This is a genomic window from Prochlorococcus sp. MIT 0801 (genome assembly GCF_000757865.1).
In the GTDB taxonomy this organism is placed as follows: Bacteria; Cyanobacteriota; Cyanobacteriia; order PCC-6307; family Cyanobiaceae; genus Prochlorococcus_B.
This window is the reverse complement of record NZ_CP007754.1, coordinates 1,520,338-1,539,246: the sequence shown is the minus strand read 5'-3', so window position 1 is coordinate 1,539,246 and position 18,909 is coordinate 1,520,338. Positions and strand designations below refer to the sequence as shown.

The 18,909-nt window shown below is 34.7% G+C and carries 19 protein-coding genes; 9 read left to right on the top strand and 10 right to left on the bottom strand.

Translation table 11 applies throughout. The features are described 5' to 3' along the window. Positions 1-190 precede the first annotated feature (190 nt). Both groES and groL read left to right on the top strand, forming a co-directional pair. Complete coding sequence (gene groES, locus EW15_RS08360) at positions 191-502, top strand: co-chaperone GroES (protein ID WP_036905521.1); 312 nt, start codon at positions 191-193, stop codon at positions 500-502. Between the two features lie 65 nt (positions 503-567). Then, positions 568-2,199, top strand: coding sequence for a chaperonin GroEL (groL, locus tag EW15_RS08355; protein WP_038654071.1), 1,632 nt, complete (start codon positions 568-570; stop codon positions 2,197-2,199). Between the two features lie 169 nt (positions 2,200-2,368). Here groL and secG read toward each other — a convergent pair whose 3' ends face one another. Together secG and gpmI are read right to left on the bottom strand one after the other, a co-directional pair. Further along, positions 2,369-2,599, bottom strand: coding sequence for a preprotein translocase subunit SecG (gene secG, locus EW15_RS08350; protein WP_038654069.1), 231 nt, complete (start codon positions 2,597-2,599; stop codon positions 2,369-2,371). A gap of 9 nt (positions 2,600-2,608) precedes the next feature. Continuing rightward, complete coding sequence (gene gpmI, locus EW15_RS08345; protein WP_038654067.1) at positions 2,609-4,237, bottom strand: 2,3-bisphosphoglycerate-independent phosphoglycerate mutase; 1,629 nt, start codon at positions 4,235-4,237, stop codon at positions 2,609-2,611. A gap of 162 nt (positions 4,238-4,399) precedes the next feature. Between gpmI and EW15_RS11700 the strand changes: the two genes are divergently transcribed. After that, complete coding sequence (locus tag EW15_RS11700) at positions 4,400-4,540, top strand: hypothetical protein (protein WP_369793861.1); 141 nt, start codon at positions 4,400-4,402, stop codon at positions 4,538-4,540. Between the two features lie 432 nt (positions 4,541-4,972). Here EW15_RS11700 and EW15_RS08335 read toward each other — a convergent pair whose 3' ends face one another. Next, on the bottom strand, positions 4,973-6,598 hold the full coding sequence (locus EW15_RS08335; RefSeq protein WP_038655452.1) for an Hsp70 family protein: 1,626 nt from the start codon (positions 6,596-6,598) through the stop codon (positions 4,973-4,975). A 166-nt stretch (positions 6,599-6,764) separates the two neighbouring features. Here EW15_RS08335 and EW15_RS08330 point away from each other — a divergent pair, with 166 nt between their 5' ends. The 3 genes from EW15_RS08330 to EW15_RS08320 all read left to right on the top strand — a co-directional run bounded on the left by EW15_RS08330 (position 6,765) and on the right by EW15_RS08320 (position 7,925). Further along, complete coding sequence (locus tag EW15_RS08330) at positions 6,765-6,977, top strand: DNA-directed RNA polymerase subunit omega (protein WP_038655450.1); 213 nt, start codon at positions 6,765-6,767, stop codon at positions 6,975-6,977. Then, complete coding sequence (locus EW15_RS08325; RefSeq protein WP_038654063.1) at positions 6,978-7,358, top strand: DUF1818 family protein; 381 nt, start codon at positions 6,978-6,980, stop codon at positions 7,356-7,358. It begins immediately after the preceding gene. Positions 7,359-7,661: 303 nt separating this feature from the next. After that, entirely contained in the window at positions 7,662-7,925 is a 264-nt protein-coding gene (locus EW15_RS08320; RefSeq protein ID WP_052041213.1) for a DUF2811 domain-containing protein, read from the top strand. A gap of 1 nt (position 7,926) precedes the next feature. On the opposite strand, the gene EW15_RS08315 is transcribed toward EW15_RS08320, so the two are convergent. The 5 genes from EW15_RS08315 to EW15_RS08295 form a co-directional block, all read right to left on the bottom strand. Next, entirely contained in the window at positions 7,927-8,400 is a 474-nt protein-coding gene (locus tag EW15_RS08315) for an EVE domain-containing protein (protein WP_038654061.1), read from the bottom strand. 331 nt (positions 8,401-8,731) lie between these two features. Next, positions 8,732-9,478 carry an amino acid ABC transporter ATP-binding protein gene (locus tag EW15_RS08310; RefSeq protein WP_038654059.1) on the bottom strand — a complete coding sequence of 249 codons (747 nt, stop codon included), beginning with the start codon at positions 9,476-9,478 and terminating at the stop codon, positions 8,732-8,734. A gap of 6 nt (positions 9,479-9,484) precedes the next feature. After that, on the bottom strand, positions 9,485-10,519 hold the full coding sequence (locus EW15_RS08305; RefSeq protein ID WP_038654057.1) for an amino acid ABC transporter permease: 1,035 nt from the start codon (positions 10,517-10,519) through the stop codon (positions 9,485-9,487). 3 nt (positions 10,520-10,522) lie between these two features. Further along, positions 10,523-11,422, bottom strand: a complete 900-nt coding sequence (locus EW15_RS08300; protein ID WP_038654055.1) for an ABC transporter permease subunit — start codon at positions 11,420-11,422, stop codon at positions 10,523-10,525. An 18-nt stretch (positions 11,423-11,440) separates the two neighbouring features. Continuing rightward, positions 11,441-12,502: an amino acid ABC transporter substrate-binding protein gene (locus EW15_RS08295; RefSeq protein ID WP_038654053.1), complete on the bottom strand. Its 1,062-nt coding sequence runs from the start codon at positions 12,500-12,502 to the stop codon at positions 11,441-11,443. Between the two features lie 1,032 nt (positions 12,503-13,534). Between EW15_RS08295 and EW15_RS10365 the strand changes: the two genes are divergently transcribed. Continuing rightward, the gene (locus tag EW15_RS10365) at positions 13,535-15,115 is read left to right on the top strand and encodes a tetratricopeptide repeat protein (protein WP_052041212.1); all 1,581 of its coding nucleotides are present in this window, start codon (positions 13,535-13,537) and stop codon (positions 15,113-15,115) included. 46 nt (positions 15,116-15,161) lie between these two features. Here the strand turns inward: EW15_RS10365 and EW15_RS08280 are convergent, their stop codons facing one another. Together EW15_RS08280 and EW15_RS08275 are read right to left on the bottom strand one after the other, a co-directional pair. Beyond that, positions 15,162-15,365 carry a hypothetical protein gene (locus EW15_RS08280; protein ID WP_038654051.1) on the bottom strand — a complete coding sequence of 68 codons (204 nt, stop codon included), beginning with the start codon at positions 15,363-15,365 and terminating at the stop codon, positions 15,162-15,164. Positions 15,366-16,058: 693 nt separating this feature from the next. Continuing rightward, complete coding sequence (locus tag EW15_RS08275; RefSeq protein WP_225866558.1) at positions 16,059-16,370, bottom strand: DUF805 domain-containing protein; 312 nt, start codon at positions 16,368-16,370, stop codon at positions 16,059-16,061. Between the two features lie 132 nt (positions 16,371-16,502). Here EW15_RS08275 and EW15_RS10945 point away from each other — a divergent pair, with 132 nt between their 5' ends. Continuing rightward, entirely contained in the window at positions 16,503-16,712 is a 210-nt protein-coding gene (locus EW15_RS10945) for a hypothetical protein (RefSeq protein ID WP_197049676.1), read from the top strand. 201 nt (positions 16,713-16,913) lie between these two features. After that, complete coding sequence (locus tag EW15_RS08270; RefSeq protein WP_038654047.1) at positions 16,914-18,839, top strand: ABC-F family ATP-binding cassette domain-containing protein; 1,926 nt, start codon at positions 16,914-16,916, stop codon at positions 18,837-18,839. Positions 18,840-18,909: the final 70 nt, after the last annotated feature.

Genomic DNA, 18,909 nt, shown 5'->3' with positions numbered 1-18,909 from the left:
TGCATACTCTCTATCAGCGGCTAAGACTACCACTCCACAGGCATTTTTTTTTAGTGTTCGGTCAACCGCACAGAATAAATGTGGTCTAGAGCGTACCTACGGGCATAAATTGAAATGGTTGGTAATGAGTAATACTCTTTATCGAGTTTGCGCTAAGCGCTTTTTTGTTTTTTTGCTCCTGCATTAATTTATGGCAGCTGTATCCCTCAGCGTCTCCACTGTAAAGCCACTTGGAGATCGTGTATTTGTAAAAGTTTCTGAGTCAGAAGAGAAGACAGCCGGAGGCATATTGCTTCCCGACACAGCTAAAGAGAAACCTCAAGTTGGCGAAGTTGCTCAGGTTGGACCTGGCAAACGCAACGAAGACGGCTCTCGTCAATCTCCTGAAATTAGTGTTGGAGACAAAGTTCTCTACAGTAAGTATGCAGGTACTGATATCAAACTTGGCAGTGATGAATATGTTCTTTTATCTGAGAAAGACATCTTGGCTGTCGTCAATTAACACTCAGCTTTTTAGCTGCAGTCCAAACCCAAAAAACTTTTCGAAATCAAAGGAAATCGCCTCTTATGGCTAAGCGCATCATTTACAACGAGCAAGCCCGCCGAGCACTCGAGCGAGGTATTGACATTTTGGCTGAATCAGTCGCGGTAACTTTAGGCCCAAAAGGTCGTAATGTTGTCCTAGAAAAAAAGTTTGGTGCACCTCAAATAATCAATGATGGTGTAACCATTGCTAAGGAGATCGAACTCGAAGATCACATTGAAAACACTGGAGTTGCGCTCATTCGTCAAGCAGCTTCAAAAACTAATGACGCTGCTGGCGATGGAACAACTACCGCAACTGTTCTTGCTCATGCGATGGTCAAAGCAGGTTTGAAAAACGTTGCCGCAGGTGCTAATGCCATCACTTTAAAAAAAGGAATTGATAAAGCAACTGAATTTCTGGTTGAAAAAATAAAAGATCATTCCAAACCAATCAGTGACAGTAACGCTATTGCCCAATGTGGAACAATAGCTGCTGGTAATGATGATGAAGTCGGCAAGATGATTGCTGATGCAATGGATAAAGTTGGCAAAGAAGGAGTAATTTCCTTAGAGGAGGGCAAATCAATGACCACAGAATTAGAGGTCACTGAAGGAATGCGCTTTGATAAGGGGTACATTTCTCCTTACTTTGCAACTGATACTGAGAGAATGGAAGCAGTATTGGATGAGCCTTACATTTTGCTTACTGACAAAAAAATTGGCCTAGTGCAAGATCTTGTTCCAGTTTTAGAGCAAGTAGCTAAAACCGGTAAACCTCTTCTAATCATTGCTGAAGATATAGAAAAAGAAGCTTTGGCTACATTAGTCGTCAATCGCTTAAGAGGTGTTCTAAACGTTGCAGCTGTTAAGGCTCCTGGTTTTGGTGATCGTAGAAAGGCGATGCTTGAAGATATGGCTGTTCTAACTAATGGTCAACTCATAACTGAGGATGCAGGATTAAAACTTGAGAATGCAACTCTTGATATGCTCGGAACTTCAAGGAGAGTGACAATCAATAAGGACACATCAACAATTGTTGCTGAAGGCAATGAAGTAGCTGTAAAAGCAAGATGTGAACAAATTAAGAAGCAGATGGATGAGACCGACTCAACCTATGACAAAGAAAAACTGCAAGAAAGATTAGCTAAACTTTCTGGTGGAGTGGCTGTAGTGAAGGTTGGAGCTGCGACTGAGACTGAGATGAAAGATAAGAAACTTCGATTAGAGGATGCAATTAACGCAACTAAGGCTGCAGTTGAAGAAGGCATTGTTCCTGGTGGTGGAACTACACTCGCTCATTTGGCTCCTGCATTGGGAGATTGGTCCTCCTCCAATCTTCAAGGTGAGGAATTAATCGGTGCAAATATTGTTGAAGCTGCTCTTACATCTCCATTAATGCGCATAGCTGAAAATGCTGGGGCTAATGGAGCAGTTGTTGCAGAAAATGTTAAATCTAAGCCGGTCAATGATGGCTATAATGCTGCAACTGGTGAATATGTAGACATGTTATCTGCTGGAATCGTTGATCCTGCGAAGGTAACAAGATCTGGTTTGCAAAATGCTGCTTCAATAGCAGGAATGGTTCTTACCACTGAATGCATAGTTGCTGATCTACCTGAGAAGAAAGATTCTTCCCCAGCAGGGGGTGGAATGGGTGGTGATTTTGATTACTAAATAATCATTCTCACTCAATCAAACAAAAAAGAGAGATTGTTTTTAACAGTCTCTTTTTTTTGTTTGAAAACTTAGATATGTATTCTAGGTTTTAAATAAATGTAGTTCATAGTTAGCTAAGAATAATATTGATATGAGTTGAAAAATAAGACAATATAAATCTATAAATTTACTTTAACCATCCTGCGCTAAGAATAACAGCAAGAGATAAAAACAAGATAAGACATGCCCAGGTTGCTCTATTTAAGGTCGATTCTGCACTGCTTGCACTCGTAAACATTGAACTCCCACTAGAGGCTAGGCCACCCATCCCATCACCTTTTGGGCTATGAAGAAGAACTAGTAGTATTAGAAAAACTCCTGAGATTGCCCATGCCCAAGATAAAAAAGGAATGATCATTGTTTTATTTTAATATGCTGGTTGAGGGATAAGATTCGGTTTCTTAGGTAAGTTAATTGGCTCAATAAGAGTAGTTCCAGTCATTGCTTTTGGCTTTGGTAGATTCAATAAGTGTAAAAGAGTTGGAGCCAGATCAGCTAGTCCTCCGCCGGACTTTCTTAGCTTTATATCATTACCATATCCACTCAATTTACGCTTTTCACCTTCAATAAGTATAACTGGTACAGGATTTGTTGTATGCGCGGTCCATGGTTGACCATCAGGGCCAATCATCATTTCAGAATTACCATGATCAGCTGTTATGAGAAGAGATCCTCCTAACTTCCCAATTGAATTTAATAATTTTCCAACGCAGCTATCAACTTTTTCATTAGCTTTTATCGCAGCTTTCATTATTCCCGAATGTCCAACCATATCTGGATTAGCAAAATTAATTACTACTAATGAGTAAATTCCAGTTTCAATTGCTCTGATGCAACTTTCAGTTAGTTCGTCTGCTGACATCTCAGGCTCTAGATCGTATGTTGCAACTCTTGGGGAAGGAACAAGATGTCTTACTTCTCCTTTTAATGGTTTTTCAATACCTCCATTTAAAAAATAAGTTACGTGTGGATATTTTTCAGTTTCAGCTGTCCGATATTGATTTAAACCATGAGCAGAAATCACTTGACCTAACAAATCATTTAGAGGCTCAGGTGGAAATGCAACTGATACAGGAAGACCTGATTCGTATTGTGTAAAGGTAAGAACGTTAATATCTATTTTGTTTTTCCTCTCAAAGCCATCAAAATCTTTTAATTTAAGTGCCTTTACTAACTGCCTAGCTCTATCAGGACGGAAATTAAAAAAAACCAATCCATCTCCATCTTTTAAAAATGAGGAGGAAAGTCTAACGGGTTCAATAAATTCATCTGTTATTCCTTCTTGATAGCTTTTATTTATGCTTTCTGATGCTGATAGCTTGCTTATCGCAAGGTTTGGGTTGGTTAATAATTCGTAGGCTTTTGATGTCCTTTCCCATCGATTATCTCGGTCCATAGCCCAATATCTGCCACAAAGTGATGAAATTTCTCCTACTCCTGTTGCTTTGATTTTAGCTTCTATCGTTTTTATATATTTAGATGCACTCTTTGCGGAAGTATCTCTCCCATCAGTAAATAAATGCAATGAAACATTTTTTAGCCCCTTGTTGGCAGCCCACTCAATTAATCCACATAAATGATTAATGTGGCTGTGAACTCCTCCATCAGAACAAAGTCCCATGATATGGAGCGTTCCTCCATCTGTTTTCAAGGATTTGGAGAATTTATTAAGAGCAGGGTTTGTAATTAATTTATTTTCTTTAACTGTATTAGATATTCGAACTAGTTCTTGCTGAATAATCCTCCCTGCTCCAATGGTGAGATGGCCAACTTCAGAGTTACCCATTTGTTCGTCTGGGAGTCCAACATCTGCACCACTAGCCTCAATAAGAGTATGAGGATAGGCATGCCATAAGGCATCAATTACAGGAGTTGATGCTTGTTTTATCGCATTATGTTCAATTTCTTCTCTATGTCCCCAACCATCAAGTATCGCTAGCACGACAGGCGCTACTTTCATTTTATTCATTGAAACAGCTGGATTACTGTCTGACATTCAAAGTGAATTTGTTTCTTTTGATGGTTTTCTTTTGTATTAAATTACTTCCTAATTGGCAAAGAGGCTAATACTTTGATGTTTGGTTAGCTTTTCCCTATTAGATTAAAAAAGTATTTCAGCTATTCCTAAGAAAAAATAAAATTTTTAGGACTTTAAAAAATGTCAGATCAAGCCATAAATAAAGAGATAGAAATCCTCTCAAAAAAAGAACTTGATAGAATGATAAAGAGATTAGCCTCTCAAATCTTGGAAACAACTCCAACTATAAGTTCTTTATTGCTTAGTTGGAATACCAACTAGATGAGTTTATTTATCTAAATTATTAGAAAATAAACAGAGGAACTAGCTGATCAGCGAGTTGAGAATGGTTGCTTAGATTCTACTTTTCATAGAGATGATCTTGCGAGGGTAGGAACTCACATTGCCCAAGTGACTGATTTATCATCCTCAGTTGATGATAGAGAGGTTGTTTTGATTGATGATTTCATATAGAAATGGAGAAAAAAGATCAAAGCTGCATTAGAAGCCCTACATTCATGAGGAAGAAGGGCGAAAAGGGGTTGATAGGGGCCAGCGAAAATTTCCAATTCAAGGAGATTTTTGTGGACATGTATGACTACCAACCAGTAAAGATGAGACCGTTGATCTTAGATTGAGAGAAGTTGATGGTGAAGAAGGTATCTTTATTGTGTGAAAAATTATATATGATTAATATTAAAAAACATAAAATATTTATCTTATTTCTCCAAGATTTTGACTTGTTATCTGTTTATTATTACGTAAATCGATACCCTCAACCTCAAGTTGACAACTATCATTAATATTAAAAATTAATTTAATACAATCTTGACCAATTTTACCAGGAGGATCCAAAGGGATTGAAATAATAGTATTATCTATCTTCTTGATTTTATCCTTGGATTCTATTGTTGTTAAAGTAGGTAATCCATTAATATAAACAATCTCATTTGATCCTTCTTCCATAGGTTCTCCGATTATTAAATCTATGCTTAATTGATTATTTATACTTGCAGCTAAAATTATTTCTAAAGGCTTATTTGTTGGCCATGTTTGACCGGCTAAAAAAAGAGGATGCCATATGTGCTTTTCATTTTTTTTATTCCAGCATCTTAAACTTACCCCTTTATTAAGAACATCTTTTATTTGAACTCCTGGCGTGAGGTTTAATGCTCCCAATGCAATTGCTTCAATAGGTGGAGGAGTCAAAAAAGGGATGGAATTGCAGATATTACTTAAATAATTTTTAATTAAAGGTATGCGAGATCCTCCTCCGACTAAGACCACGCTATCAAGATCTTTTAATTCAAATGAATTTCGTTTTGCAATATTAATTGTTTTTATGAAAAGATTTTCAATACTTTTTAGGAGCCCTTTTTCTAAAAGTAATTCTTCAAGTCCTTTCTTAGATAGTTTTAAAAACTTTTCTTCATTCTGATTATTTTTTACTTTTTTAGTGATAACCAACGTCTCTTTTATATTAGTATCACTTAATTCACATTTGAGTTCCTCGGCCTTTCGCAAGATTGAATTGTTTGGATTTTCTTCTGGTAATAAATGATGAGATATCCATCTATCTATATCTTTTCCTCCTAACCGAAGCCCTGATTTACCAAGAACTTTTGCTGTGCGAAGAACTTGTGTACTTTTACCCTCTAAATTATTGCCATCAAATCTAACAAGCTGAGCAATTGGTGAAGCTTTTCCCTCTCCTCCCTCTAAAGCAACAATTGACATGTCAATTGTGCTTCCTCCAAAATCTAAAACAAGTAATGTTGACCCTGGATCTAGTCCAGCTCCCATGGCAGCAGCAGTAGGTTCGTCAACTAAAGCAATCTCTTTTACTTCTAAGGAATTACATACATTGACTAACCAAGTTCTATATTCTCGATAGGTATCTACTGGAGAAGTTAATACTAGTCTTTTGATGTTTACCTTCTTTGAGACTTCCCCCCATATATTGTGAATTAAAATCTCACCTGCTTTTTCTGGTGTGATTTTTGAATCATATATAGGTTCAATTTCCGTAGATCCTATCCATCTTTTAAAATCTTGACTTAAGTTATTGTCTTTTTCATTAATGAGATTTAAATCTATAATTTGTTGACCAATTAAATAGGATTCTTCTTTTTCTGATAACTTCCAAATTAAGCTTGGTATCTCTCCAGGAGATCGACTAATTGGAGGTAGATCTAAAAGTTCAGGAGGTTGCCCATTTTCTTTTTGGAAAACAACTACTGTTGTTGAACTTCCTAAATCGATGGCTAATGTTCCAAAAACATTTTTGTTGATTTCAGGTGGAAAGATGTTTTCGGATTGATCAATGTTATTTTTTTCCATCTTGCTTAGTGAATTTTTAATAGGTGCAACAAGACTCAATCAGGAACAAGTTAGTCTAGAAAAACTAACATCAATCTTATTATTTTGAGAAAAATATAGAAATGAATGATTATCTCCTAGAATGAATCAACAATAAATTTTAAGTGTGATTAAGTCAGGTTCAGGGTTGAATTCCAACGATTTAGCAAAAAGAGGCGAGAGTCTCATCAGGCACTCAACTAATCGCTACCTCACTACTGTGAAGATTGCTTTTAGAGCAAAGCAAAGAAGATTTGATGATTTTGATGGACTTTTAGAGGAATCCACAGTTAAGCCAGTACAAAGATCGATAATTGAACTAAGTGATGAACAAGATCAACCTGATTTATTACCTGGTTAGGTGATCAAAAAAGAAGGTCCAGGTTGGAGAATAATTTTTGATTCATCAAGAGATAACTTTTCTACGCTTATAGGAGGAGAAGATTGGGCAATAGAGTTGAATAAGTCTGAATGGAAAACTTTAGTTGAGATAATAATAGAGTTGTGCGATCAATACAAATTAGTGAAGGAGCAATTAATGGGTGAAGAGGATATAACTTTGGAATTAGAACGTAGGCCTTGGTTAGCAATTTTGAAAGGTGATCAATATGGGTGGAATCTTAGATTGATCTTGAGTGCTAGTGGTCTATTTAATCGAGGAGCAGAGGTCTATTGGCCTAGAGATGTGACTAAACATGTTGAAAATGCCATGAGAACAATGTGGGATTCAGACTATTTGTGAGAGAACGTAACAAAAAGTTTTTCAATTTTTCCCCAAATCTAACTGGATTAAACTCACATCTTTTCCACAGGATTTATGCTCTTAACTCAGTCCGGACTGCCTACTGTTGAAAAAAACTGAGTTTGATAATTTAAATTTGCCTATCAAATAAGTCGAATGCTAATAATAAGTAATTCTTATAGTTTCTTTTGAAAAGTAGTTGAGTACTTAATTTGAGAATGAGATTGCCTGAGAAAGCATTTTTTATAGATCTGATTTTGGTAGTAGTTTGCTGATGGAATAAATTTTCTAAGAGCTTTTCAAATGAATAATATTGATTTTATGGAAGATAAAAGTTTGATCCAAAGTCCGGAAGTTTTGGAATCTGAGGAAACAATTAGTTTTCAAACAGAAATACCCAAGCAAATTCAACAAGCAATGGAGGTTTACATTGAGAAACATCCCAATTGGGATCAATACAGACTTTTACAAGCTGCGCTTGCAGGGTTTTTAATCCAAAATGGCATCAGTTCCAGATTGATAACGCGTCTTTATATTGGAAATATGTTTGGATCTCATTCTTTTTGAATTAATTTTTCTCTAGCTTTGTGAGAATCTCCAAAGCAATATCTTTATTAATTGGCATAATTGATAGCCTGTTGCCTTTGCGAACTAGAGTGAGTTCTTCAGACGTATAAGTTTCAGATAGCTCCTTTAAAGTAATCATATTTTTAAATTCACAGATATATTTAGTCTTGACGCAATCCCAACGAGGGTTATCTTTTTTTGATTTTTTGTCAAAATACTTTGAACTTTCATCAAACTGAAATGGGTCGATTAAGTTTTTTGCAATAATTTCCATCAGGCCGACTATTCCAGGGGGTTTAGTATTTGAATGATAAAAAAAAGCTTGATCACCAATTTCCATTGACCTCATAAAGTTTCTAGCCTGATAATTTCGAATTCCATCCCAGAGAGTTTCTTCTTCTTTTTTTAAATCTTTAATACTGTAAGCATTTGGCTCACTCTTCATTAGCCAATAGTTAATCTCTTCAAGTGCCATGGTGGAATCTCAGCGAAAATGTTAAGTTCGAATGAAGTTCGAATGAAACTTGTTATAGCTTCTATCTCTTTACATTATCCCCTATGAGGAGATTGAGCTCTAGCTCGATTCTTAATTTGACTTCAAACATTTCTGTCAAAGCTTGAAAAAGCAAATGTAACGGTTTTGATTTTTAGCTATAAAGAAGTCTATATAACTACTTTTCTGCGTCGATATTAGTTACCTTCCCTTGCCCTAAAAGTATGATTAAGGAAATAGGAATCAAAAATCGGCCGAAAAGGACTTGTGATGAAACTCCTTTGAATTGGATATATGATAAGAAGGAGACTCGCTACTGTTTATCAAGCTGGTTTAGAAACTTTCTACTTCTCTCGTGTCTTGCATTAGAAAAGAAGATATTTGGAGGAGATGTTTCTATGACTTTACCTGAATCCATAAATAAAACTTGATCACTTACGTCTTTAGCAAAACCAATTTCATGTGTTACTACAACCATTGTCATTCCTTGCTGAGCAAGTTTTCTCATTGCATCGAGTACTTCGTTGATTCGTTCTGGATCTAGAGCGCTAGTGGGTTCATCAAATAGAAGTAGTTCAGGCTTTAAGGCTAAAGCTCTAGCGATGGCTACTCTTTGTTGCTCTCCTCCGCTAAGTTGACTTGGGTATTTTTTTGCATGTGAATCTATTCCCATTTGATTTAAAAGATACATGCCATATTCTTCCGCTTCAGCTTGACGACGTTTTTGCACATGTACTGGAGCGAGAGTGATGTTTTCAAGGATTGAGAGATGAGGGAATAAATTGAATTGTTGAAAAACCATTCCTACTCTTTTTCTTATTTTTTGTATTTTCCTTTCATTATGAGTGGAATCTACTTTTATTCCTAGAATATTTAGTTCTCCTCTATCAAAAGTTTCAAGACCATTAAAAGTGCGAATCAGAGTACTTTTCCCTGAGCCTGAGGGGCCCATGACTACTAGGACTTTCCCTTGATTAACTGTAAGAGAAACATTGTCAAGAGCTCGTAATCCTTTTGTGTAAGACTTAGTGAGATTCTTCGCAACAACAATAGGTTCCATGAATTATTAGAAATTAGCTTGATTAATGGTCATTCTTTGTTCAAGATGTCTTGCAAGAACAGCCATGATTGTACAAACGATCCAATAGACACATGCTAGCCAAACATAAACTTCAATATATTGACCAATAAATTCTGGATTAGCCAGGATACTTCTGCCTATGCCTAGTAACTCAACTAATCCTAAAATAGCCATTAACGATGTATTTTGAAAAAGTCCAATGGATTGATTAGTCAGAGCAGGTAATGCAATGCGTAAAGCTTGAGGAATTAATATGAATTGTATGATTTGGTATTGATTAAGGCCAAGACTATTTGCTGCCTCTATTTGAGTGTTGGGAATTGACTGTAGTCCACCACGAATGTCTTCCGCTATGTAGGCTGAAACAAATAGTGTAAACGCAAAGATAGCTCTCCAAACTCGATCAATTTCTATTTCAACGGGAAGAAATAAAGGTATTAGTAGTTGACCAAAGAAAAGCACTGCAATAAGCGGTATTGCTCTCATAACATCTATAAAGATTGAACTTAGCTTTTGAACCATTGGTAATGAACTATGTCGACATAGTGCTAAAACTATTCCAATAGGTAATGATAATAACGAGCTACAAACAGTTAGCAGTATAGTTAGAGTTAATCCACCCCATTGTCTACTCATTATAGGCGATAAGCCAAGTCCACCATAAAGTAAATATAGACCCAATGGTATTGTTCCTACCCACACTATTATTAGGTTTTTACGTAGCCATTTCCACTCAGGGCCATAAAGAGTAAAGATACTGAGTGAAAGAAGACTGATGATCCACGTAGCAGGTCTCCATTGTTCATTAGATGGAAAACTACCAAATGCGTATAAAGGGAGATTTGATATTACAACTTTCCAATTAGCCTTAAATATGAGCCATTCAAAAGTATTAAAACAAGCTACGCTAAAAAATAATATAATGAGCAAAGTGATAATTGTATTGAATAAATTTGAAAACAATGTTTTTCTTGCATTCTTGAAGAAAATTATTAATGAACTTGTATAAATTCTGAACATATATCAACTGTATCTTTGTGATTTTAAAATTAATCTATTTATGATTTCCATGGCATTAGTTATCAATAAATTTAATAGCAAGAAACTAATAAGTAATATGATAAAACACTCGATAGCTCTTCCTGTTTGATTAATGATAGTATCATTAATTGCGTAAATATCTGAATATCCAACGGCTATAGCTAAGGTACTATTTTTAGCAAGGTTAAGGTATTGACTTGTAAGTCCAGGAATGATCGCTGGTAATGCCTGTGGAAGTATTATGCGGATAAGTCCTTTTCTTTCTGAAATTCCTAAGCTCCTAAATGCTTCCCATTGCCCTCTCGGAACAGAAAGAATACCTCCGCGGATTACCTCTGCTATGAAAGCACTTGTAAAGATACTTAGACCAAATAATAATGCTAGAAACTCCGAAGAAAAAGTTAATCCTGAAAACTCTATTCCTTTATTTGAAATGTTAAATATATTTTTTATTTGGATAAACATATTGTCTTTTAAACCTAAGAACCCAACAAAATACCAAAACATAAGTTGAAGTAAAAGAGGGGTTTGTCTAATTATTGTGATGTAACCAGCCGAAATGAGACCTAGTAATGAGTTTGAACCTGTCCTTGCAAAGCCTATTAGTGTCCCCAAGAAAGTAGCCAATATTAATGATGAGACAATAACTTTAAGACTGTTAAGCCAACCTATAAATAAAGCCCAAGCATAGCTATCTGAAGAGGTATAAGGTAAGGGGTGTTCCGCTAAAGCAAAACTTGCTGGTTTAAAAAGCCAGCTAAAATTAAAACCAAGACCTGTTCTTATTAGATTTATTATTAAATTATTAATTAGTATCCCAAGTAAACCAAAAAAGATAATAGATATTCCAAATTGCAAAAATAATTTTTGATTTATTTTCATTCCCGCAATAAATTATTTTTAGTTGAATGGTGGTGAAATATGTACACCTCCTTTCTTATACAACTCATTTTGTCCTCTTGGAATAGGTACTTCGCTATTTTGTCCTAAATGTCTTTCGTAAATCTCTCCATAATTGCCTGTTGAGCTAATTACTTTAACTACGAAGTCATTGCTAAGTCCAATTTTTTCTCCTAGTCCCCCATCAATACCTAAAAATCTTCTTAAAGGTTTTAACTGAGGATTATTCTTTGCAATTTGAACTTTTTTATCAATATTTGATTTTGTTATCCCTTGTTCTTCTGCCGATATAAGGGAAAAGACAACCCATCTCATGGCATCAGCTAGTTTCTGATCTTGGCCATCGGAAGCGGGAGCAAGTGGCTCCTTGCTTAATACATCATCAAGAATAATATGTTCTTTTGGATTCTTAAAGCCAGATCTAGCTGCAGCTAATTGTGAACGATCAGAAGTCATAGCTGAACAACGACCCTGTAAATAACCAGCAACCACTTGATTAAGATCTTGATATTTGATTGGTGTATAAGGCAGTGAGGCACTCTCAAATGCATCATTTATATTTTGCTCAGTAGTGGTACCTGAGCCTACACATATAGATTTATTTGCAAGATCTTTGAGACCACTAATTTTACTTTCCTTCTTGACCATCAATCCCTGGCCATCATGGAAGACAACTGGTGCAAAAGTTAATCCATTTCCTCCTGAGGAATCTCTACTGAGAGTGAAAGTGGTATTTCTTGACAAAAGGTCAATTTCCCCAGTTTTAATAGCCGTGAATCTTTCTGCTGCAGTTAGAGGTCTGTATTGAATTTTTTCTGAATCTCCTATGATTGCAGCAGCAAATGCTTTACATATATCGACATCTAGTCCTTGATAAGTGCCATCACTTTTCAGAAAACTAAATCCAGGAATCTTTCCACTTACTCCACAAATCAACTCATTGCGATTTTTTATAAGGTTAAGTCTAGAACTATTGTCTTGATTTGTTGTCGCACAGCCAGCTGATAGAGCTGCTAGACCAACTATTACAGATACCAATCGACGCATAATTTTTTTAATCATTAAATTTGATTTTCGCCAGTTATTTCTGTTTCCTAGGCAATTAAAGAAAATCTTTTACTTTTTCTTCATTGAAAGTTGTGATCCCAAAAATAAAGCTTACTAGATGTAATTTCTAATCTCCCTCAGTTTGATTTGGTCTTAATTATTGTGATTTATTTTCCTGTTTGGTGTTTACTTTGTACTTCTTTCTTTTGCTTAAGAGCTTCTTTTTCAGTGGCTATTTTTTGCCGCTAAGGCAAATGATTCTTAATAGGCTATCTTCACGTCTTGCTGCTCTAGCTCTCTTATCCATTAATTATGGTGACTTACATTCCAGCCACTTCGCATTCTTTCTTCAATCTTAAGAAGGGCAAATAATAGTGAATAGAATTTAATCTAATTCTTCTTTTCAAAAGCCTTTTGATAATCCTTTTTGCAGTAGTCGAGAACATGCTCAAGGTACTTGTCAGTCTATTCTTCACACTTGGCTCTTTCGAGAATGTAAAACATGATCTCATCCAATATTTCTGGTCTGCTTGTCATTGGCAAGATTGGGGATGAAAAGTGTGAACAGATTCTATTAAATCAGCCAAATCTCTTTAAGTCACTCAAGTTTAACTTGTCATTAGCCAATACGAGATATCTTTGTCTGACATGGATTATGGAGAAAATGCAGGGTTAAAATAAAGTTCGAGTAACTTCGAACCTAGTGACTCGCAAACTTTCTTTGTTAGGCGAAGTCTAATGTAGATCAAGCAGTCAAAACAGATCGCACAACACGCACGAAATAAATACGTCTTCAGCTACCCGTCGTATAGAAAGATGGGGGTTGGGTTGTCTACCTGTATATATGACTGACCTCTTCTCACCGTATACATAGCTGACCTCAATACTTCAGCCAGAGAATGGGAAAATAGTTGTCTACATCAGATCTAAGTAGTATTTGAGGCGTTGCAGTCGCAAACTATTAAGAGAAAAGCTCAAATAGAGCTTGATCAGCTAGAAAGAATATATCTAGTTACTTTTTTTGTTTTTTGAATAGGAATAAAATATATGGAAAAATCAGACAAACAAGAACAAAGAAAGAATAAATTCTTCAATATAAAAACATTCAATGTTCCATTGGATTTAGGAGAAATAAAAGAAAACACCATTATTACTACTAACACTTCCTCTAATCCTTCTGAAGAACAAATATTCGATCAAGCATTTAAGTTTCAATCACAAGGTAAAATTTTAGAGGCAGCAAAATGTTATCAATATTTAATTTCCCAAGGTATTCAAGATTCTAGAGTATTTTCAAATTATGCAATTTTATTAATATCTTTTGAAAATTTTAAGGAAGCTGAAAGATATTTTCGGAAAGCAATAGAATTGAATCCAGATTTTGTAGATGCTTATTTTAATCTTGGAAACTTACTAAAAGACTTGAATAGAATTAAAGAAGCTGAAGTATTTACACGCAAAGCTATTCAAATTAATCCTAATTCAGCTGTTTATCATTATAATCTGGCAAACATTTTAAAAGAACTTGATGATTTTGATAAGGCTCAGGATAGTTATGAAAGAGCTATAAGATTGAATCCAATGTATGCTGATTCTTATTATTCTCTTGGTTTAACACTACTTGCAAAAAATGAACACGATAAAGCTTTAAAATATTTTTCTAAATGCTTTGATTTGCTAAGAGGGTCTCAAAAGTTAGATTTTGATACCTTGGAAAGATTTAAGAAAATTAGTAAGGCAAAGATTGATCATGATATTCAACAATTCGACTATTTATCATCACTTTCGATTGAGAATAGACGATTTAGTGAGCTTGCAAATTTATATAGAAAAATCTCATTAGAGATTAACTGGCCTTCTGAAACTGAAATAATTGTTCTAAATGAAAGGCATCAAAAGTTGCTTTATGATAATTATAATCTTTCTCTAAATAAAGTAGAGTTATCTAAGCTAACTAAGCCAGCATTAAGTAATTCTATAGACGTGGATAAAATTACGATGAGTTATTTAAACCATGAATCTGGTGTGACTTATGTAGATGATTTATTATCTACTGAAGCACTTGATTTGTTGCTGAAGTTTCTTCTTGAAAGTACAATTTGGTTTGGAATTAAACCTAATGGATATCTAGGAGCATACTTAAGAGAAGGCTTAGCTAATCCATTAATTATTCAAATTGCAGAAGAACTTAGAAAGAAATTTCCAAAAATATTTAAAGATCATCTTTTGGAACAACTTTGGGCTTTTAAATACGATAGTCGCGCAAAGAATAAAGAATCAAATATTAGAGGTATTAAGATTCATGCTGATCAAGCCGCAATAAATGTAAATTTCTGGATTACAAAAAACGAAGCTAACTTAAATCCAACTAATGGCGGTTTGATTGTCTACCACTTGGAAGCACCAAAAGAATGGGATTTTAAAAAATTTAATGGTAATGATATGGCAATCCAGAAAGAATTAAAGGCAACGAACTATAAATCTACCGTGATTCCTTATAAAGCAAATCGTGCCGTTATATTCAATTCAAATTTATTTCATGAAACTGATACTTATGAATTCAAAGAGGGATATGAGAATCGTCGAATTAATGTCACGATGTTATTTGGAAAAAGAATTAATGCGTAACTAGTTTCACTGTGATGTAGAACATGATCTAATCTTTCTGAACTCTTTATTGATTATTTTTCCCAAAAGTAGATGTATTGATAAAAAGTATATTTTGTGGAACAAGGTCTTTATTCTTTATGCATTTAATCCATTCTCTGTATTCTTGACCAATAGCTAACTGATCTCCAGTATTGAGATGGTCGGTTCTTTTAAGCATATGACATATGAGGTCTGACATCGTTTCCTCGACAGAGTGATGAAATGACATTGGCTAAAAGTAGCTAATATAGGTTACCTTTTGAGATCAGTTTGTAAACTTCCAACAACCTGGCTAAAAGTAATTTAAATATTTGTAAGAATGAACATAAGCCTCTTGCCTGGTCGCTATATAAGTATCTCGCCGTTATTGAATAGATATATCTATTAAAAGTAGTTGAATTTAATCTAACCTGTAGTAAGGCAAATTCTTAATGTCTGCCTTTGAATTTTCTATTACTTAACCTGTGAATTGTACATATTTAATATTAAAGGTGAATCAACTTTTATTACATTAAAATTCCTTTACTATCTATTTTGCTTGAGAATAGAAAATATGGATTCCTAATACGATTTCAAGCATTTGGGTATGAAAAATTCCAACACAAAAAAAATATTCAGAGTTTTTTTAGTAATAGCTTGTCTTACTATCTCTTTGTTTATTGGCTTTATAATTAGCATTAATCTCGTAGTTGATCCTATTATCTTTTGGCTGGCTTCGACTGAAGGTGCAAGGATAATTATAAGCTGTATTATCTCTTGGTTTGGAGTGTCGATACTTTTCGACTTGTTTTATAAGCGTTATAGACGTCGTAAAAAATTGAAAAGGTTTAACGCTCTTAATATTCCTTATCCTCGAACCTTTAAGGGTAGGAAATGAGTATTTTAGAAACCTAAATAATGCTTACAGCTTTATAAATTTCATTTATTTTTCAGATGAAGGCTGGGAAAATATATAAAGATTGTAGAAAGGAATAAATGAACAAAATGCCCATAAAACTAAGTTTTCTTTTCCGATATCTCTCAGTCTTCTGATTAATAAAGCTATGAAAACTAAAAAAGATGGAATGCTATACAAATAACTCCAGTCATATCCCTCAGCGATGTTATAAAAATCATTTGGATCATTAGCAAGGTTGTTATTAGATAGTATTGAAACCACAGCACCTATTAATCCATCCAGAATAAAAAAGTGCCAAAAAGGTATTCTACTTGTTTTATCTTTGTAATTAAACATCTGACTCCAAGCCAGAAAGTAATTTGAAAGAACTCTGTTTAAAAAAATCATCCTTATTCTTATATGTATAAATAATTATGTAAGATCTTACTCACAAAAGGCTCTAAAGTTTTTTTTCTCATAAATAAAATAATGAACCGTATCTTTCTCGTGTCTCTATCTTTTTCTCTTATATTTCCGATGGCAGTTAATGCTGATGATCGAATTTATGAAACTAAGAACATTTGTGGACGATACTATGCCGTCGAAATTAACAGTGGTGATGCCGCAAGGTTATTAGGATTAAAAGATTCTGGTAGGGTTAGTTCAAGGGTAGAGCAGTACTGTAATTTCTTTCGCTAAGTTTCTTAACTATATTTTTCTTAACTTGCATCCTTATTCCCTATTTCATAGTTGATGTAACTGTTGAAATAGAATGTATTAGCTATTTAGCAATAACAGAATTTATTTAGAAATGTCATGTTCAAACGTTGGAAAAATTCTAGAGGACTAGGGGGTATTATTTTTAAGTTAGCTTTAGTTAAGGACGTGAGGACTTAAGCTGTGTTGATTAGTCTTGTTAATGCTTCAACAGACTTTGGAATAAAAAATCTTTTTAAAAATTTAGATCTTCATGTAAATAAAAAAGAGAGACTTGGTTTGATTGGTCCAAATGGATCTGGCAAGTCAACACTTTTGAGAGTCATTGCAGGAATAGAACCTTTGATGGAGGGAGAAAGGAGATGTTTATCATCTTTGCGGATATCTTTAGTTGGGCAAGAAACAAGTTACAACAGTGAAAAAAGTATTTTGGAGGAAGTTCTTGAAGGGTGTGGAGAAAAAAGAAAATTATTACTTAATTTCAGTCAGCTAAGTAGAAAAATCGCTCAAAATCCAGAAGATGAAGACCTTTTGAAAAAGCTAGGTCAGGCGAGTGAACTTATGGATGCCGCTGGGGCATGGAATTTAGAACAACAATGCCAAGATGTTCTAAGAAGATTAGGTATAAAAGATTTAGATAAGCCAGTAAAAGAGCTTTCTGGTGGTTATCGCAAAAGAGTGGGACTTGCCGCTGCGCTTGTCTCTAAACCAGACATCTTGCTTCTTGATGAACCTACTAACCACCTAGATGCATCTGCAGTGGAATGGCTTCAAAATTGGTTAGACCATTATGAGGGTGCCCTTGTCTTAATAACTCACGATAGATATGTTCTTGATCGTATTACCAACCGGATGGTCGAAATTAATAATGGAGAAGCTCGCAAGTATTCGGGCAATTATCGTGAATTTCTTCAACAAAAAATTGAACAAGAGCAATCAGAAGCATCTACAAAGAAAAAGTTTCAGGGTGTTTTAAGAAAGGAATTAGCTTGGTTAAGACAGGGTCCCAAGGCAAGAAGTACAAAACAAAAAGCACGTATTCAAAGGATTGCTGAAATGCAAGCGAAACCTAAAAGTCATGTCAAAGCTAATTTAGAAATGAATTCACTGAGTAGAAGAATTGGAAAAATCGCAATTGAAGCTGAAGGTGTAGGGCTATCGCTACATAATAAAGAAAATAATTTGGATCTTTTATCTGATTTCACTTATAGCTTTAGTCCAGAGGACCGAGTAGGAATTATTGGTCCAAATGGCAGCGGTAAATCCACTCTTTTAGATCTAATTGCGGGTAAAAGATTGCCTACAAGTGGGAAAATAAAACTTGGAGAAACGGTTCATATTGGCTACCTAGATCAGCATACAAATGACTTGAATCAAGGGAGTGGCCTAAACCGCAAAGTTATCGATTTTGTGGAGGAGGCTGCATTACGTATTGATCATGGAGGGAAACAAATTACAGCATCACAACTCTTAGAAAAATTTCTCTTTCCACCCAGTCAACAACATAGTCCTCTGCTAAAACTTTCAGGGGGAGAAAAAAGAAGACTTGCTCTATGCAAAATGCTCATACAAGCACCCAATGTATTATTGCTTGATGAGCCTACGAATGATTTAGATATACAAACACTAAGTGTGCTAGAAGATTTTCTTGATGATTTTAAAGGTTGTGTTGTAGTTGTATCGCATGACAGATATTTTCTTGATCGAACTATTGATCGAATTTTTAATTTTGAAAACGGTCACTTGCGAAGATATGAAGGAAATTACTCTCGATTTCTTGATCAAAAAATATTAGAGGAGCGAAACAATGAAACCAAAAAACAAGCCAAAATAGTTAATAATTCACAAAACAAGCGTGGACAAGAAATAAAATTAGATTCTAAAAATGATTCGAGACGATTGAGTTTTAAAGAAGCTAGAGAATTAAAAGAATTAGATCTGAGACTACCTATATTAGAAAAAAAGAAAATATATTTAGAAAAAAAGATAACTGATAGTGATGTAGATATTAGTGAAATTAGTCATCAATTAGCAGAGCTAATTGAATCTATTCAAGAGCATGAGGATAGATGGATTGAGCTAAGTGAGTTGTCTGAGTCAGCAAAGTAACCACGTAATTTTTCTCTTGAGGTAGACAAACAGATAGAGAGCAAATCGAAGGCGTTGACATTTATGAGTA

What these genes read in the sequence shown, in the direction of transcription:
- groES (WP_036905521.1), top strand. Translation starts at nt 191, where the DNA reads ATGGCAGCTGTATCCCTCAGCGTCTCCACTGTAAAGCCACTTGGAGAT.
- groL (WP_038654071.1), top strand. Translation starts at nt 568, where the DNA reads ATGGCTAAGCGCATCATTTACAACGAGCAAGCCCGCCGAGCACTCGAG.
- secG (WP_038654069.1), bottom strand. Translation starts at nt 2,599, where the DNA reads ATGATCATTCCTTTTTTATCTTGGGCATGGGCAATCTCAGGAGTTTTT.
- gpmI (WP_038654067.1), bottom strand. Translation starts at nt 4,237, where the DNA reads ATGTCAGACAGTAATCCAGCTGTTTCAATGAATAAAATGAAAGTAGCG.
- EW15_RS11700 (WP_369793861.1), top strand. Translation starts at nt 4,400, where the DNA reads ATGTCAGATCAAGCCATAAATAAAGAGATAGAAATCCTCTCAAAAAAA.
- EW15_RS08335 (WP_038655452.1), bottom strand. Translation starts at nt 6,598, where the DNA reads ATGGAAAAAAATAACATTGATCAATCCGAAAACATCTTTCCACCTGAA.
- EW15_RS08320 (WP_052041213.1), top strand. Translation starts at nt 7,662, where the DNA reads ATGAATAATATTGATTTTATGGAAGATAAAAGTTTGATCCAAAGTCCG.
- EW15_RS08315 (WP_038654061.1), bottom strand. Translation starts at nt 8,400, where the DNA reads ATGGCACTTGAAGAGATTAACTATTGGCTAATGAAGAGTGAGCCAAAT.
- EW15_RS08310 (WP_038654059.1), bottom strand. Translation starts at nt 9,478, where the DNA reads ATGGAACCTATTGTTGTTGCGAAGAATCTCACTAAGTCTTACACAAAA.
- EW15_RS08305 (WP_038654057.1), bottom strand. Translation starts at nt 10,519, where the DNA reads ATGTTCAGAATTTATACAAGTTCATTAATAATTTTCTTCAAGAATGCA.
- EW15_RS08300 (WP_038654055.1), bottom strand. Translation starts at nt 11,422, where the DNA reads ATGAAAATAAATCAAAAATTATTTTTGCAATTTGGAATATCTATTATC.
- EW15_RS08295 (WP_038654053.1), bottom strand. Translation starts at nt 12,502, where the DNA reads ATGATTAAAAAAATTATGCGTCGATTGGTATCTGTAATAGTTGGTCTA.
- EW15_RS10365 (WP_052041212.1), top strand. Translation starts at nt 13,535, where the DNA reads ATGGAAAAATCAGACAAACAAGAACAAAGAAAGAATAAATTCTTCAAT.
- EW15_RS08280 (WP_038654051.1), bottom strand. Translation starts at nt 15,365, where the DNA reads ATGTCATTTCATCACTCTGTCGAGGAAACGATGTCAGACCTCATATGT.
- EW15_RS08275 (WP_225866558.1), bottom strand. Translation starts at nt 16,370, where the DNA reads ATGTTTAATTACAAAGATAAAACAAGTAGAATACCTTTTTGGCACTTT.
- EW15_RS10945 (WP_197049676.1), top strand. Translation starts at nt 16,503, where the DNA reads ATGAACCGTATCTTTCTCGTGTCTCTATCTTTTTCTCTTATATTTCCG.